The sequence below is a fragment of the Pseudomonas brassicacearum genome, from assembly GCF_003732265.1.
GTDB classification, from domain to species: domain Bacteria; phylum Pseudomonadota; class Gammaproteobacteria; order Pseudomonadales; family Pseudomonadaceae; genus Aquipseudomonas; species Aquipseudomonas brassicacearum_D.
This window is the reverse complement of record NZ_MOBK01000006.1, coordinates 497,195-512,290: the sequence shown is the minus strand read 5'-3', so window position 1 is coordinate 512,290 and position 15,096 is coordinate 497,195. Positions and strand designations below refer to the sequence as shown.

Here is a 15,096-nt window from a genome sequence, read left to right as displayed (position 1 = left end):
CGGAGATTGATATGCGTCTTGCTTCCACGAAAACTGCGGCGGCCCTGTGCGGCGGGTTGCTGCTGGCCATGAGCGTTCCGGCCAGCGCCGCAGTCGACGCCAAATTGCTCGACATGCTCAAGGCTAACGGCTCGATCACCAACGCACAGTACGGCGAACTGCAAGCCGAACTGGCCCGGGATCAGAAAGACCAGCAAATCGCCCGTCAGGCTCAGCAAGAGACCAACGAGCAGATCGCACAAACTGCGAAGAAAACCGACACGCTGAGCGCCTTCGACCAGAAACTGGCATGGGCGGCCAAGACCCAATTCAAGGGTGACGTTCGTTTCCGTGAAGAAACCGTCCACAACGATGGCGTTCCAAACAACAAAGACCAGGATCGCCAGCGCATTCGTGCCCGCCTGGGTGCCTACAGCGAAATCAACCCGCAAGTCGACACCGGTATCCGTATCGCCACCGGCAGCAACGACGACGCTCGCTCCACCAACCAGGACCTGAACAACTACTTCGACAAGAAGCAGATCTGGCTGGACCAGGGTTACGTCGACTACCACCCGGACGCGATCAAGAACCTGCACCTCGTTGGCGGCAAGATGCCACAACAATGGGTGAGCATGGGCGACATCATCTGGGATAGCGACATCAACCCGGAAGGCCTGTCGGCATCCTACAAGTACCCGTTAAGCGGCAGCACCGAACTGTTCGGTAGCGCCGGTCACTACACCCTCAAGGACAACGTCGACGGCGAAGGCGTGCAGTTCAAGCATGACTTGCGTCTGTATGCCGGCCAGTTGGGTGCACGTTTTGCCATCACCGACAGCCTGAAAATGACCGTGGGCGGCAGTATCTATTCGTATGACAACGACGCGAACAGCGCCTGCCCGACCACCGGCACCGTCACTGCGCCATGCGCCCTGTCCGTCAACGGCAACAGCCCGAACGAACGTTTCAAACTGTATGAAGGCTTTGGTCAACTCGACATCAACAACCTGCCGGTACCGCTCTCGTTCTACGGCCAGTACGTCAACAACAAAGACGCAAGCAACGACCAGGACACTGGCTGGTTGACCGGCGTCAAGACCAAGCTCTACGGCTTCGCAGTGGACTACAACTACCGCGATGTACAGCGTAACTCGGTCGTCGGCGCCTTCACCGACTCCGACTTCGCCAACGGCTTCACCGGTTCGCGCGGCAGCAAGTTGAAAGTGAGCTACGAGTTGGACAAGAACTTCAACCTGGGCGCGACGTACTTCATGGCCACGTCTGACCAGACCAACGCCAGCCTCAACAAGCAAGATTCAGACATCAACACCCTGCAACTGGATGCTGAAGCGAAGTTCTGATTTACCCCGCTACACGACTCGGGCAAGGAAGCCCGGGTTGCTTTTACAGACTGGCGTGGATGGGTTGATCCCCATCATCCGTTCGATTCATCCACGCGAGCCTGTTTCTTGACCCCCGCCATCAACCCCTCTGCTACGGAATGTCCTTGCGACGCTCAGCCGCCAGACGTTCGGCCAGCGTATCGGCGTCCGGCACCGCTTCTTCTGGCATGGCGCGCAATGTCGCCTGCATCACCCGCATCTGACGAATGAACCGCCGGCAATTAGGGCAGAACATCAGGTGATGACGCACCATCAGCCGCTCACGAAAACTCAACTGCCCGTCAAGATAATCGCTGGAACGTGCCACTTGTTCCTTACAGGTCAGCATTCGCCGGTTTCCTCAAAATGCTCTACGGTCGCAAAGACCTTCAACCGTGCCCGATGCAGCAGCACACGAACATTGGAGAGCGAGATTTCCAGAAGATTACAGATCTCTTCCAGCTCCAGCCCCTGACGCTCGCGAAGTAATAACACACTGCTTTGCAGTTCCGACAGACTGAGCAGCGTGTGTTCCAGGCATTCGCGCAGCTCGTTTTCGGTCAGTAGCGCTTCCGGGGTGTCCTGGTGCCAGGCAAACGGCGCCACCAGCCAATGACCATCACCGGGCGAGAAACGATCGTCATCGATGGTGCCGTGGGGCGACGGCAGGTCATCGAGGAGCACTTCACGACGGTTTTGTTTGTATCGACCTTTTGCCGCATTGGCGGTAATGGTCAGCAACCAGGTCTTGAGGCTCGAACGCGCCTCGAACTTGCTCAGGTTACGCACCACCGACAGCCACGCATCCTGAACGATTTCGTCGGCATGCCGGTTGCCCACAATCGCATAGGCCACCGCGCGCATGGCGCTCTGGTAAGTGCTGACTAATTCCTTGAAAGCCTTTTGCTCGCCGGCCAGTAATCGCTCAAGCAGTTGCGAATCGTCAGCCGCCATCAATCAATCCCCTTGTTCAGACGTCGAAAATGACAACGGCAGGACTTCGCCTGCTGCGCAGTCCTGCCGTTATTTCCGGAAGTTACAGTGTCCTGACGGTTTCGACTGTAGGAAAAATCCCAACTATCCAACGGAAAAAGGTGTGGTTCAACGCTTGCGCAGAATCACGCTGCCAATCGAATAACCGGCGCCAAACGAGCTGAGCACGGCCAGCGAGCCGGCGGCCAAATCGTCCTGGTTCTTGTGAAACGCAATCACCGAACCTGCGGAGCTGGTGTTGGCGTAGGTGTCGAGAATCACCGGTGCCTCTTCTTCGGTGGCCTCGCGACCCAGCAGTTTCTTGACGATCAGGTGGTTCATGCTGAGGTTGGCCTGGTGCAGCCAGAAACGCTTCACGTCACCGATGTTGAGCTTGTTCTCATCCAGGTGCGTGGCGATCAGCTCGGCAACCATCGGGCACACGTCGCGGAACACCTTGCGGCCTTCCTGCACGAACAGTTTGTCCTTGGCGCCGATGCCCTCTTCCGCGGCGCGGTTGAGGAAGCCGAAGTTGTTGCGGATGTTGTTGGAGAACTTGGTCAACAGCTTGGTGCTGACGATGTCGAACTGGTACTTGGAGGTCGCCAGGTCCGCACGCTCGATGATCACGGCCGTGGCCGCGTCACCGAAGATGAAGTGGCTGTCGCGGTCGCGGAAGTTCAGGTGACCGGTGCAGACTTCCGGGTTGACCATCAGGATCGCCCGGGCCTGGCCCAGTTGCACGCTGTTGGTGGCAGCCTGAATGCCGAAGGTTGCCGAGGAGCAGGCAACATTCATGTCGAAACCGAAACCCTGGATGCCCAGCGCTTCCTGGACTTCGATGGCGATGGCCGGGTAGGCGCGTTGCAGGTTGGAGCAGGCGACGATCACGCCGTCGATGTCCGCGGCGGTCTTGCCGGCGCGCTGCAAGGCTTGTTCGGCAGCGCCGATGGCCATTTGGCAAAGCACCGACCATTCGTCGTTCGAGCGCTCCGGCAGGCGTGGCGCCATGCGTTGCGGGTCGAGAATGCCGTCCTTGTCCATGACAAAGCGGCTTTTGATGCCGGAGGCTTTTTCGATAAACGCCGCGCTGGACTCGGTCAACGCTTCGACTTCGCCACGGGCAATGGCCTCGGCGTTGTCGGCGTTGAATTGCGCGACGTAGGCGTTGAAAGACTGCACCAGCTCTTCGTTGGAGATGCTGTTGGCCGGGGTGTACAGGCCGGTGCCGCTGATGACGACGTTATGCATGGTCGTTTCTCTAATCTGTTCAGGCAGAAAGCATTGGCACCGACGTACCAACACACAAAGGGTCTGTTCCCGTCACGGGAAACCAACCAGGCATCGCTTTATTCCGTTGCGCCCGGACCTTGAAGGGCTCAAAACCGCGGGGCCGGCGTTTATAGGCGCGAAGTTTGCCATAAACGTTAGATTTTGGCGCCTTTTGCTGGATAAAACGCCTATCGAATGTGGGAGCGGGCTTGCTCGCGAAGGCAGTGTGTCAGTCAGCATTTATGTTGAAGCTGACGGCCCCTTCGCGAGCAAGCCCGCTCCCACAAGGTTTTGTGGCAAGCCCGGGGTTCTACGGTTCGACCTGGGTCCACTGTTTGTTCAGGCGCTTGTCGGAGATCGGCACCTTGGTCCCCAATTGCTGGGCAAACAGCGAAACCCGGTATTCCTCCAGCCACCAGCGGTACAGCTCCAGCTGCGGATCGCGCTTGCCTTCCTGGGCATGTTTGCCGGCGCGGGTCTGGTATTGGGTCCAGAGGCCGGACAATTCGCCGCTCCACACCCGATCCCGTTGCACCTGGGCAGCGATCTTCTCGAAACGCTGCTCGACCGCTTTCAGGTAACGCGGCAGTTCCTTGAGCCACATCATCGGTGTTTCGCGGACAAAACCGGGATACACCAGATGACTGAGCTGCTGCTTGATGTCATTCAGGGCCACGGCTTGCGCCAGGTCGATCTTGCCCTTGAAGCGTTTTTGCAGGCCATGCCACAGCTTGAGGATTTCCAGGGTCAGCTTCGCCAGACGCTCGGCGTGTTCGGTCCAGCCGCCACGTTTGCGCTCGGCCAATGCCGCCAACGCGGCACCATCACGCGGCAACGGGTCTTCGCCATCGAGAATGCAGCTGTCGAGACTCGCCAGCAGAATGTCTTCCACCAGACTGTCGACGCGCCCCATGTCGCGGTACATCAGGCCCAGCTCGGTCAGCCCCGGCAATTTGCCGCGCAGGAATTTCGCCGGTTCCGCCAGTTGCTGCATCAGCAAACGCTGCAACGCGCGACGATGCTGGAACTCGGCTTCGGCCGGCGTCGAGAAACGCCCTTCCTTGACCGTACCGCCCTCTTCCACCAGCGCCGGATAGACCGTCATCGACAGCCCGGCAATCTTCTGTTGGGTTTTCTCGGCAACCGCGGCAAAGACTTTCGCCTCCACCGGTTGCTGGCTTTTCGCGGTTTGCGGTACCGCCAATGCGGCCTGACTGGCTTCGGCAAAACGCGCGGTCAGTTCCGCCAGATCACGCCCTTCACCCAGGAACTTGCCTTGGCCATCGACGATTTCCAGGTTCATCCGCAAATGGCTGTCGACCTGCTGCGACGCTTCGGCCCACGCCTCATCGCTGACCCGCGCACCGGTCATGCGCAGCAATTCGCGGCCCAGCGCCAGCGGCAACGAGCCCTCGGCGAAGGTCATGCGTTGCAGCGCGGCTTTGACGAAGTCCGGCACCGGCACGAAATTCTTGCGCAAGGCCTTGGGCAGGTTGCGCACCAGCGCGATGCATTTGGCTTCGATCACACCCGGCACCAGCCACTCCAGACGCTCCGGTGGCAGCATCGGCAACAACGGCGCCGGCACCCGCAGGGTCACGCCATCGCGTGGATGGTTAGGCTCGAAGTGGTAACTCAACGACAGTTCCAGATCGCCGATGTGCAAGGTGTCCGGGTAATGCAGGGCGGTGACTTCGCTGGCTTCGCGGGCCAGCACGTCTTCTTCGCGCATGATCAACAGCTGCGGGTCTTTCTGGCTGTTGACCCGATACCAACTGTCGAACGTCGCGGTCTGGTGAATCTCCGCCGGCAACCGCGCATCGTAGAAGGCGAACAGGGTTTCTTCGTCCGCCAGAATGTCGCGGCGACGGGCCTTGGCTTCCAGTTCGTCGAGCTGTTCCAGCAGTTGCGCATTGGCCGTCAAGCATTTGGCCTTGGACTGAATTTCGCCGCGCACCAGGCCTTCACGAATGAAAAACTCACGGGACACCACCGGATCAATCGGCCCGTAGTGTACCGGCCGGCGACCGACCACGATCAGCCCGAACAAGGTGATCTGCTCAAAAGCCACGACCTGACCGCGCTTCTTCTCCCAATGCGGTTCAAAGTGGTTTTTCTTGATCAGGTGCCCGGCCAGGGGCTCGATCCAGTCGGCGTCGATCTTGGCGACCATGCGCGCATAGAGTTTGGTAGTTTCCACCAGCTCGGCGGTCATCAGCCATTGCGGACGTTTTTTACCCAAACCGGATGACGGGTGAATCCAGAAACGCCGCTGACGCGCACCCAGGTAATCGCCTTCATCGGTTTTCTGGCCGATCTGACTGAGCAGGCCCGAGAGCACGGCTTTGTGCAGTTTCGGGTAATCCGCCGGCTCTTTGTTGATGGTCAGCTGCATGTCGCGGCAGATCAGGCTCAGCTGGCGGTGCGAGTCGCGCCATTCGCGCAACCGCAGGTAATTGAGGAAATTCTTGCGGCACCAATTGCGCAACGGACTCGCCGTCAGCGCCTGGCGCTGTTCTTCAAAACCGCGCCACAGATTGACCAGCCCGGCGAAGTCCGAGTCCACGTCCTTCCACTGGGCGTGGGCCTGATCCGCCGCTTGCTGACGCTCCGGCGGACGCTCGCGTGGGTCTTGAATCGACATGGCGCTGGCGACGATCAGCACTTCCTGCAAGCTGCCGAGTTTCGCCGCTTCCAGCAACATGCGCCCCATGCGCGGGTCCACCGGCAAACGCGCCAGATTACGCCCCTGCGGGGTCAGCTGACTGTTGCGGTCCACCGCCGAAAGCTCTTGCAGCAAGTTGAAACCGTCGCTGATCGCCTTACCGTCCGGCGGTTCGATAAACGGGAAGTCGGTGATCTCGCCGAGGCGCAGGTGCAGCATCTGCAAAATAACGGCGGCAAGATTGGTGCGCAGGATTTCCGGGTCGGTAAATTCCGGACGACCCATGAAATCGTCTTCGCCGTAGAGGCGGATGCAGATGCCGGGCTCGACCCGACCACAGCGACCTTTACGCTGGTTGGCGCTGGCCTGGGAAATCGCCTCGATGGGCAGGCGCTGGACCTTGGCGCGGTAGCTGTAACGGCTGATGCGCGCGGTGCCGCTGTCGATCACGTAACGAATGCCCGGCACGGTCAGCGAAGTTTCCGCGACGTTGGTCGCCAATACGACACGGCGTCCCGGGTGCGACTGGAAAATCCGCTGCTGCTCGGCGGGCGACAGTCGCGCATACAAGGGCAGGATTTCGGTGTGCTTGAGCTGGGCCTTGCGCAGCATGTCCGCGGCATCACGAATCTCGCGCTCACCGGGCAGGAACACCAGCACATCGCCGGGGCTCTTGCGCTCGCTGCGTTCGAACGCGGCGATTTCGTCGAGGGTGGCGAGGATCGCCTGATCGACGGTCAAGTCGTCCTCGACGCGGTTGCCCTCTTCGTCCTGCTCCAGGGTCAGCGGCCGATACCAGGTGTCCACCGGGAAGGTGCGGCCGGAGACTTCGACAATCGGCGCATCGTCGAAGTGCTTGGAGAAGCGCTCCAGGTCGATGGTGGCCGAGGTGATGATGACTTTCAGGTCCGGGCGACGGGGCAGCAGGGTTTTCAGGTAACCGAGCAGGAAGTCGATGTTCAGGCTGCGTTCGTGGGCTTCGTCGACGATGATCGTGTCGTAGCGTTCGAGGTAGCGGTCGTTCTGGGTTTCCGCCAGCAGGATGCCGTCGGTCATCAGTTTGATCAGGGTGTTGGAATCGCTCTGGTCCTCGAACCGCACCTGATAACCGACCAGCGCGCCCAATGGCGTCGCCAGTTCTTCAGCCACCCGGCTGGCCACGCTGCGCGCCGCGATTCGACGGGGCTGGGTGTGGCCGATCAGGCCATGCTGGCCGCGACCGATTTCCAGGCAGATCTTCGGCAACTGGGTGGTTTTGCCCGAGCCGGTTTCGCCGGCGATGATCAGCACCTGGTGCTTGAGCAACGCCTCCTTGATTTCATCGCGCTTGGCGGCGATCGGCAAACTGTCGTCGTAACGAATCACTGGCAGGCTGGCACGCCGCGCCAACACCTGATCACAGGACGCCTGCATACGCGTCACCCACAGGGCCAGTTTGGCCTCGTCAGGTTTCTTGCGCAGCTCAAGCAACTGCCGCCGCAGCCGGTGGCGGTCGGCAAGCATGGCGTGATCGAGGTTTTTCAGCAGTTTGTCGATGGAGGGCGATTCGTCGGTCATCGGGTACGCAATTCAGTCGTCTAGTGGCGCAGGGGGGCGATTGTCGCAGATTTGCGCCGCCCTGTGGCGAGGGGGCTTGCCCCCGTTGGGCTGTGAAGCGGCCCCGAAACCATCCACCAAGGTGTTTCAGCTAAACCTCGATGGCCGGAAGACGACTGCTTCGCAGCCGAACGGGGGCAAGCCCCCTCGCCACAAAGGCCCCCTAGCCACAGGGGGTTATTCGTTTTCAAGGCCTTTGCGCCGATACGGGAACACGTCGATGATCTTCCCCGCCCGAATCGCCTCCTGCAGGCTTTTCCAGTAATCGGCGTTGTACAGCTCGCCGTGCAACTGATCAAACAAGCGCCGCTGCCCAGAATCGGCAAACAAAAACGGCGGAAACTCCTCGGGAAACACATCCAGCGGGCCGATCGAATACCACGGCTCCGACGCCATCTCGTCTTCCGGCGTACGCGGCTGCGGGATGTGCCGGAAGTTGGCTTCGGTCAAAAAGCAAATCTCGTCATAGTCATAAAACACCACGCGACCGTGGCGGGTGACGCCGAAGTTTTTCAGCAGCATGTCGCCGGGAAAAATATTCGCCGCCGCCAGTTGCTTGATGGCCAGGCCGTAATCTTCCAGCGCCTCATGCACCTGCGCCTCGTTGGCGTTTTCCAGGTACAGGTTCAACGGCGTCATCCGCCGTTCGGTCCAGCAGTGGCGGATCAGCACCGTGTCACCTTCCACCGACACCGTGGACGCGGCCACTTCGAGTAATTCTTCCAGGCACGCCGGGTCGAACTTGCTCAACGGGAAACGGAAATCGGCGAACTCCTGGGTATCAGCCATGCGCCCGACGCGGTCGACGCTTTTAACCAGACGGTATTTCTCGATCACCGTGGCGCGGTCAACGTTCTTCGACGGCGAGAAACGGTCCTTGATGATTTTGAACACGGTGTTGAAACCCGGCAGGGTAAACACGCTCATGACCATGCCGCGCACGCCGGGGGCCATGATGAACTGGTCGTCGGTGTTGGCCAGGTGATTGATCAGCGCCCGGTAGAACTCGGACTTTCCGTGTTTGTAGAAGCCGATCGAGGTGTACAGCTCGGCGATGTGCTTGCCCGGCAGGATGCGTTTGAGGAAACCGATGAACTCCGCCGGCACCGGCACGTCGACCATGAAATACGAGCGGGTGAACGAGAAAATGATCGACACGTCCGCTTCATCGGTGATCAGCGCATCGATCTGGATCCCGCGACCTTCGCGGTGCAGCAGCGGAATCACCAGCGGCCACTGCTCGTCCCGGGTGTAGATGCGCCCGACCAGGTACGCCCCTTTATTGCGGTAGAGCACCGAGGAAAACAGTTCGACGCTTAATTCCGGGTCCTTGCACACCCAGTCCGGCAGGTTCTCGCGCAGTTGCGCTTCGAGGCGGTTCAAGTCGCCGGCCAGATCAGCGTAATCCTCACTGAAACGGTAGTCGGCAAAAATGCTCGCGAGCATGCCGGACAACTGACCCTGAGGTTTGTACGTGCGGGTTTGTGCGGCGCGGGCCCGACGCAGGCTCGGACGGGTGGTGTGGATGAACATGCAGCCGTCGCTGATCAGGTCGTGGCTGAACAAACCGCAGAAAATCGAGTTGTACCAGGTCTCGGACAATTCATCGTCGAAACGCAGGTCGATCAGCGTGATGTACGCGCTCTTGACCAGCGGCCAGCAACTGACATCCAGCGTGTCGCTGTCGAACGCGACACGCAGACGCTCCACCGTTTCACTGACTTTTTCTTCATAGAGATTGATCCGCGCGGCGGACGCGATTTGCGTTTCCTGCCACTGGGCCTGCTCGAAGCGGGCTCGCGCACCGTCGGTGATCTGACGGAAATGCTCGCGGTAATCGTCAAAGCCATCGAGGATCATTCGGGCGATATCGGCGGCTGGCCATTGCTGCGGCATGGTGAGACCTCTGCGGGAATTCGTGAGCCCTGAGCTTAGCCAGTGAACCGGGTGCAGGAGAAGCGTAATTTTTCGCTCCAGTTATTTGCCCGTTTTTCGGTTGCCATCGATCAGGCACTCGGCAACACTCTCGTCCCCAGCAAGGAAGGAGAGCAGCGTGAACCCCGTCGATATCGTCCGTTTACTGTCACTAGCGGCCATTTGGGGTGCGAGTTTTCTGTTCATGCGCATCATCGCCCCCGTGATTGGCACAATCCCCACCGCGTTTTTCCGCGTGTCGATTGCCGCGACCGGCCTGCTGATTATTCTCGGGCTGATGCGCATCAGCTGGGATTTCAAAGGCAAACTCAAGACCGTGATGCTGCTCGGGGTGATCAACTCCGGGATTCCGGCGACCCTGTATTCCGTAGCCGCCCAGGTGCTGCCGGCCGGGTACTCGGCCATTTTCAACGCCACCACGCCGCTGATGGGCGTGTTGATCGGCGGACTGTTTTTCCATGAACGACTCACCGCCGCCAAGCTTGGCGGGGTATTCCTCGGATTGTTCGGTGTGGGCGTACTGACCCGCGCCGGCCCGGTCGCGTTCGACCTGCAATTGCTGATGGGCGCCCTCGCCTGCCTGATGGCCACGACGTGCTACGGCTTCGCCGGTTTCCTCGCCCGCCGCTGGCTGGATCAGGCCGGCGGTCTCGACAGCCGTTTGTCCGCGCTGGGCAGCATGCTCGGGGCGACGCTGTTTCTGTTGCCGCTGTTCGGCTACAGCGTGATCAGTCAACCGCCGGCGAGCTGGGGCGGCTGGAATGTCTGGCTGTCATTGCTGGGGTTGGGGCTGGTGTGTACCGCGCTGGCGTACATCATTTACTTCCGTTTGCTCAGCTCGGTGGGGCCGGTGCGGTCGATGACCACCACCTTCCTGATCCCGCCGTTCGGGGTATTGTGGGGGGCGTTGTTGCTGGATGAACCGTTGTCCATGGCGCATATCTATGGCGGGGTGTTGATTGCGGCGGCGTTGTGGCTGGTGTTGAAGCCGGCGGTGGTGAAGGTGGCTGAGGTGACTGCCAAGTAATTTGTGGTGTAGCTGATGACGCCTTCGCGAGCAAGCCCGCTCCCACATTCGATCTTCGTCGTGACACAGATCGAATGTGGGAGCGGGCTTGCTCGCGAAGGCGGTAGTCCAGGCGCCAAAAATTACAGAACCTGGTCACTCACCTCCCCATCCACCAACCGCCGAATCCCCAGCGGATTAGCGTTCTGCAACGCCTCGGGCAACAACGCATCCGGATAATTCTGGAAGCACACCGGCCGCAGGAACCGATCGATCGCCAGCGTCCCCACCGACGTCCCCCGTGAGTCGGACGTCGCCGGGTACGGCCCGCCATGCACCATCGCCTCACACACCTCGACCCCGGTCGGGTAGCCGTTGAGCAGAATCCGTCCGACCTTTTCCTGAAGCAACTCCGCGAGCCAGCGGTACTCCAGCAACTCCTCGGCCTCGCCAATCAACGTCGCCGTCAATTGCCCGCGCAGACCCTGCAGCGCCTCTTCCAACTGCGCACGGCTCTCGACTTCGACAACGATGGTGGTCGGCCCGAAGACTTCTTCCTGAAGCAGTTCGTCGCCCTTGAGCAACAGACTGACATCGGCCTGGAATACTTGCGGCTGCGCCTGATGACCCTGTTGCGGCCGGCCCGCCAGGTGCGTCAGCCCTGGATGTTCGTGCAACTCACCAAGGCCCCGGCTGTAACTGGCCAGCGCACCGGCGTTGAGCATGGTTTGCGCCGGTTGCTGGTTCATGCTGGCGCAAAAGGTTTCCAGGAAGGTACTGAACTGCGGGGAACGCAGGCCAATGACCAGGCCGGGATTGGTGCAGAACTGACCGCACCCCAATGTCACCGAGCCGGCGAGTTGTGCGGCGATTTGCTCGCCGCGTACCGCCAGCGCCTCGGGCAACAGGAAAACCGGGTTGATGCTCGACATCTCGGCAAACACCGGGATCGGCTGCGGGCGGGTCGCGGCCATGTGGCTCAGGGCATTGCCGCCCTTGAGCGAACCGGTGAAGCCCACCGCCTGAATCGCCGGGTGCTTGACCAGCCACTCGCCGACGCCCCCGCCGTAGATCATGTTGAACACGCCGGCCGGCATTTGCGTGCGTTCAGCGGCACGGATGATCGCGTCCGCCACCCACTCGGCCGTCGCCATGTGACCGCTGTGCGCCTTGAACACCACCGGGCAACCGGCGGCCAATGCCGACGCGGTATCACCGCCGGCCGTGGAGAACGCCAAGGGAAAGTTACTCGCGCCAAACACCGCGACCGGCCCTAAACCGATGCGGTACTGACGCAGGTCCGGGCGCGGCAACGGCTGGCGGTCCGGCAGTGCCCGATCAATCCGCGCGCCATAGAAATCCCCGCGACGCAGGACCTTGGCGAACAGGCGCATCTGCCCGCTGGTACGCCCCCGCTCGCCCTGAATACGCCCGGCCGGCAACGCAGTTTCGCGGCACACGGTGGCGACGAAGTCATCGCCGAGTGCATCGATTTCATCGGCGATGGCGTCGAGGAAGCGTGCGCGCTTTTCCGCGCTCAGGTTGCGATAGACCGGGTAAGCGGCGGCCGCAGCGTTGGCGGCGGCGTCCACCTCGGCTTCGCAGGCTTGAAAGAACGTGCCCGGCAGCGGTTCGCCGGTGGTCGCGTCGAGGCTTTGCAGTTGCAATGTGCCGTTGGCGCTGCGGCGACCGCCGATGTAGTTGTGTCCCAGTGGCAATGTCATGAAGGGTTCCTTTTGAAAGGCTTAAAGCGCACGCACCTGACCGATGGCCAACGGCTGGGCGCTTTCGCCGATACCGTTCACCAGTGGCGCACCAAACTCATCGAGGCTGATCTGGAAGTGATCGCCCGGCTGGGTTTTCACCCCGTCGGCAAACGACAGCGTGGCGGTGCCGAAGTAGTGCACATGGACATCGCCGGGGCACAAGAACTGCGCGTATTTGAAGTGATGGAATTCGAGGTTGGCGAGGCTGTGGCACATGTTGTCTTCGCCGCTGAGAAATTCCTTTTCCCAGATCGTTTCGCCATTGCGTTTGATGCGGCTGGTACCGGCCAGATGCCTGGGTAATTCACCGACGCGCAACTCGGGACCGTAGGAGCAAAAACGCAGTTTCGAATGCGCCAGGTACAAGTAATTGCGTCGCTCCATCACATGGTCAGAGAACTCGTTGCCCAACGCATAACCGAGGCGATACGGCTGGCCGTCGTCGCCGATGACATAGAGGCCGGTCAACTCCGGCTCTTCGCCAGCGTCTTCGGCAAACGGCGGCACTGGAAAGTCCGCGCCGGGGCGCACGACGATGCTGCCGTCGCCCTTGTAGAACCATTCCGGTTGCGCGCCGACCTGCCCGGCGGCGGGTTTGCCGCCTTCCAGGCCCCACTTGAAGATGCGCATGGTGTCGGTCATGCCGGCTTCGACGACGCCGTCCTGCTGGTGCATTTTGTCCCGCGCCGAGGCGCTGCCCAGATGGGTCAGGCCGGTGCCGCTGATCAGGCAATGGGCTGGGTCTTCGTGGTCCAGTGGGGGCAGGACCTTGCCTTGCTGTAACAGTTGCGCGTAATCGGGACCTGGCTCGGTGCCGCGTCGGGCGGCCTCTTCTTGCAAGCTACGCTGGGCGCGGATTGCCGCGAGGGCCAGTTCACGGGTGCTGCCGGTATCTTTGAGCACCTGGACCTGTGAACCCTCGACGAGGCCGACCTGGCGCTCGCCGGCAGTGTTTTCAAATTGAATCAGGCGCATGACGGCCTCCAGAAAAGTCGGGGATGGCGCCGTACGTTTACGGCGCCTCAAGGTCACTCGATGATATTGAAGTCGCTCAGGTACTCATCGGAGATTTCCAGGCCCAGGCCCGGTGTGTTGTCGTCGAGCTGGATGTAGCCGTTGACCGGTTGCGGCTCGCCCTTGAACACGTAGTAGAACAGTTCGTTGCCGACCTCGACGTCGAACACCGGGAAGAACTCGGCCATTGGCGAGGCGGTGGTAGACATGGTCAGGTGGTAGTTGTGCATCTGCCCGGCGTGAGGGATCACCGGCACCGACCAGGCCTCGGCCATGGCGTTGATCTTGCGCGCGGCGGTGATGCCGCCGACGCGATTGGTGTCGTACTGGATCACGTCGACGGCGCGGCGTTCCAGCAGGTCCTTGAAGCCGTAGGAGGTGAATTCATGCTCGCCGCCGGAGATCGGCATGATCCCCATTTTTTTCAGCTCGATGTAGCCTTCGATGTCATCGGCGATCACCGGTTCTTCGAGCCAGCGCGGTTCGAACTCGGCCAATTTGGGCAACATGCGTCGGGCGTATTCCAGGGTCCAGCCCATGTAGCATTCGAGCATGATGTCGATGTCTGGACCGGCCAGGTTACGCAGGGCACGGACTTGCTCGATGTTCTTGCGCATGCCCGCCGGGCCGTCTTTCGGGCCGTAGCCGAAGCGCATTTTCAGCGCGGTGAAACCCTGGTTCAGGTAGCCCTGGGCTTCTTCGAGGAACAGGTCGAGGTTGTCGTTGGCGTAGAGTTTCGAGGCGTAGGTCCAGATTTTTTCCTTGGTCCGCCCGCCGAGCAGTTTGAACACCGGTTTGTTGACGGCTTTGCCCATGATGTCCCAGATGGCGATGTCGATGGCCGAGATCGCCGCCATGCCGATGCCTTTGCGGCCCCAGGCGTGGCTCTGACGGTACATTTTCTGCCAGATGTATTCGTTGTCGAACGGGTCTTCGCCAATCGCAATCGGTGCCAGGTAGGTGTCGATGATTTCCTTGGCGACCCGTGGCGCCAGGGCGCAGTTACCGATGCCGACGAGGCCGGTATCGGTCTCGACTTCCACCACCAGCCAGCCGTGAAAACGGAACGAGCCCATGGCGTCGCCGCGCTCGAACAGGATGTCGCTGGCGTTGGTGCAGAAGTGCGCTTGAGGCGGAACGACTTTGCCTTTCCACTCAAAAACGCGGGTACGGATGGCTTTGATTTTCATGAATACAATTCCTTGCGCTGCCGGCTTCTTGTAGTTGTTGGGTCGCTGCGCAGAACCGCTCGGGTAGCAGGTTCCAGGCATTCGATGGAGCGACTTTAGCCAGCGCTCGGGGGTGCGGATAATCACTTATGCGTATCCGGCGATAACCTGGGGTGATCGCAAAATCGAGTTATCAGGCAGATCGGGTTATCAGCCCCAGTACAAAACAAATGTGGGAGCGGGCTTGCTCGCGAAAGCGGTGGGTCAGTCGACATAAATGCTGTCTGACACACCGCTTTCGCGAGCAAGCCCGCTCCCACAGGGGATCTATATTGAT

Annotated in this window: 10 protein-coding genes; 2 read left to right on the top strand and 8 right to left on the bottom strand. The window is 60.6% G+C overall.

All coding sequences use genetic code 11. The annotated features are described in order from the left end of the window. Positions 1-11 precede the first annotated feature (11 nt). On the top strand, positions 12-1,343 hold the full coding sequence (locus BK660_RS15115; RefSeq protein ID WP_123433947.1) for a putative porin: 1,332 nt from the start codon (positions 12-14) through the stop codon (positions 1,341-1,343). A gap of 133 nt (positions 1,344-1,476) precedes the next feature. Here the strand turns inward: BK660_RS15115 and BK660_RS15110 are convergent, their stop codons facing one another. The 5 genes from BK660_RS15110 to aceK all read right to left on the bottom strand — a co-directional run bounded on the left by BK660_RS15110 (position 1,477) and on the right by aceK (position 9,765). Continuing rightward, positions 1,477-1,713, bottom strand: a complete 237-nt coding sequence (locus tag BK660_RS15110) for an anti-sigma factor family protein (RefSeq protein ID WP_123433946.1) — start codon at positions 1,711-1,713, stop codon at positions 1,477-1,479. After that, complete coding sequence (locus BK660_RS15105) at positions 1,707-2,321, bottom strand: RNA polymerase sigma factor (RefSeq protein ID WP_123433945.1); 615 nt, start codon at positions 2,319-2,321, stop codon at positions 1,707-1,709. The genes BK660_RS15110 and BK660_RS15105 overlap by 7 nt, the downstream gene beginning before the upstream one ends. Positions 2,322-2,465: 144 nt before the next feature. Then, the gene (locus tag BK660_RS15100; protein WP_123433944.1) at positions 2,466-3,587 is read right to left on the bottom strand and encodes a beta-ketoacyl-ACP synthase III; all 1,122 of its coding nucleotides are present in this window, start codon (positions 3,585-3,587) and stop codon (positions 2,466-2,468) included. 331 nt (positions 3,588-3,918) lie between these two features. Beyond that, a complete protein-coding gene (gene hrpA, locus BK660_RS15095) occupies positions 3,919-7,830 on the bottom strand; it encodes an ATP-dependent RNA helicase HrpA (RefSeq protein ID WP_123433943.1) in 3,912 nt (1,303 codons plus the stop codon). A 216-nt stretch (positions 7,831-8,046) separates the two neighbouring features. Continuing rightward, positions 8,047-9,765 carry a bifunctional isocitrate dehydrogenase kinase/phosphatase gene (gene aceK / locus BK660_RS15085; RefSeq protein ID WP_123433942.1) on the bottom strand — a complete coding sequence of 573 codons (1,719 nt, stop codon included), beginning with the start codon at positions 9,763-9,765 and terminating at the stop codon, positions 8,047-8,049. A gap of 157 nt (positions 9,766-9,922) precedes the next feature. Between aceK and BK660_RS15080 the strand changes: the two genes are divergently transcribed. Beyond that, complete coding sequence (locus BK660_RS15080; RefSeq protein WP_123433941.1) at positions 9,923-10,831, top strand: DMT family transporter; 909 nt, start codon at positions 9,923-9,925, stop codon at positions 10,829-10,831. A gap of 122 nt (positions 10,832-10,953) precedes the next feature. On the opposite strand, the gene BK660_RS15075 is transcribed toward BK660_RS15080, so the two are convergent. From BK660_RS15075 to BK660_RS15065, 3 genes are read right to left on the bottom strand one after another with little or no spacing between them, the layout of a single operon-like run. Next, a complete protein-coding gene (locus BK660_RS15075) occupies positions 10,954-12,534 on the bottom strand; it encodes an aldehyde dehydrogenase (NADP(+)) (protein ID WP_123433940.1) in 1,581 nt (526 codons plus the stop codon). A 21-nt stretch (positions 12,535-12,555) separates the two neighbouring features. Continuing rightward, positions 12,556-13,551 (bottom strand): AraD1 family protein, encoded by a 996-nt coding sequence (araD1, locus tag BK660_RS15070; protein ID WP_123433939.1) that lies wholly within the window; start codon positions 13,549-13,551, stop codon positions 12,556-12,558. Between the two features lie 53 nt (positions 13,552-13,604). Beyond that, on the bottom strand, positions 13,605-14,780 hold the full coding sequence (locus tag BK660_RS15065) for an L-rhamnonate dehydratase (protein WP_007943924.1): 1,176 nt from the start codon (positions 14,778-14,780) through the stop codon (positions 13,605-13,607). Positions 14,781-15,096 lie beyond the last annotated feature (316 nt).

Coding starts and splice junctions, on each gene's coding strand:
- BK660_RS15110 (WP_123433946.1), bottom strand. CDS start 1,713: ATGCTGACCTGTAAGGAACAAGTGGCACGTTCCAGCGATTATCTTGAC.
- BK660_RS15115 (WP_123433947.1), top strand. CDS start 12: ATGCGTCTTGCTTCCACGAAAACTGCGGCGGCCCTGTGCGGCGGGTTG.
- araD1 (WP_123433939.1), bottom strand. CDS start 13,551: ATGCGCCTGATTCAATTTGAAAACACTGCCGGCGAGCGCCAGGTCGGC.
- BK660_RS15065 (WP_007943924.1), bottom strand. CDS start 14,780: ATGAAAATCAAAGCCATCCGTACCCGCGTTTTTGAGTGGAAAGGCAAA.
- hrpA (WP_123433943.1), bottom strand. CDS start 7,830: ATGACCGACGAATCGCCCTCCATCGACAAACTGCTGAAAAACCTCGAT.
- BK660_RS15100 (WP_123433944.1), bottom strand. CDS start 3,587: ATGCATAACGTCGTCATCAGCGGCACCGGCCTGTACACCCCGGCCAAC.
- aceK (WP_123433942.1), bottom strand. CDS start 9,765: ATGCCGCAGCAATGGCCAGCCGCCGATATCGCCCGAATGATCCTCGAT.
- BK660_RS15075 (WP_123433940.1), bottom strand. CDS start 12,534: ATGACATTGCCACTGGGACACAACTACATCGGCGGTCGCCGCAGCGCC.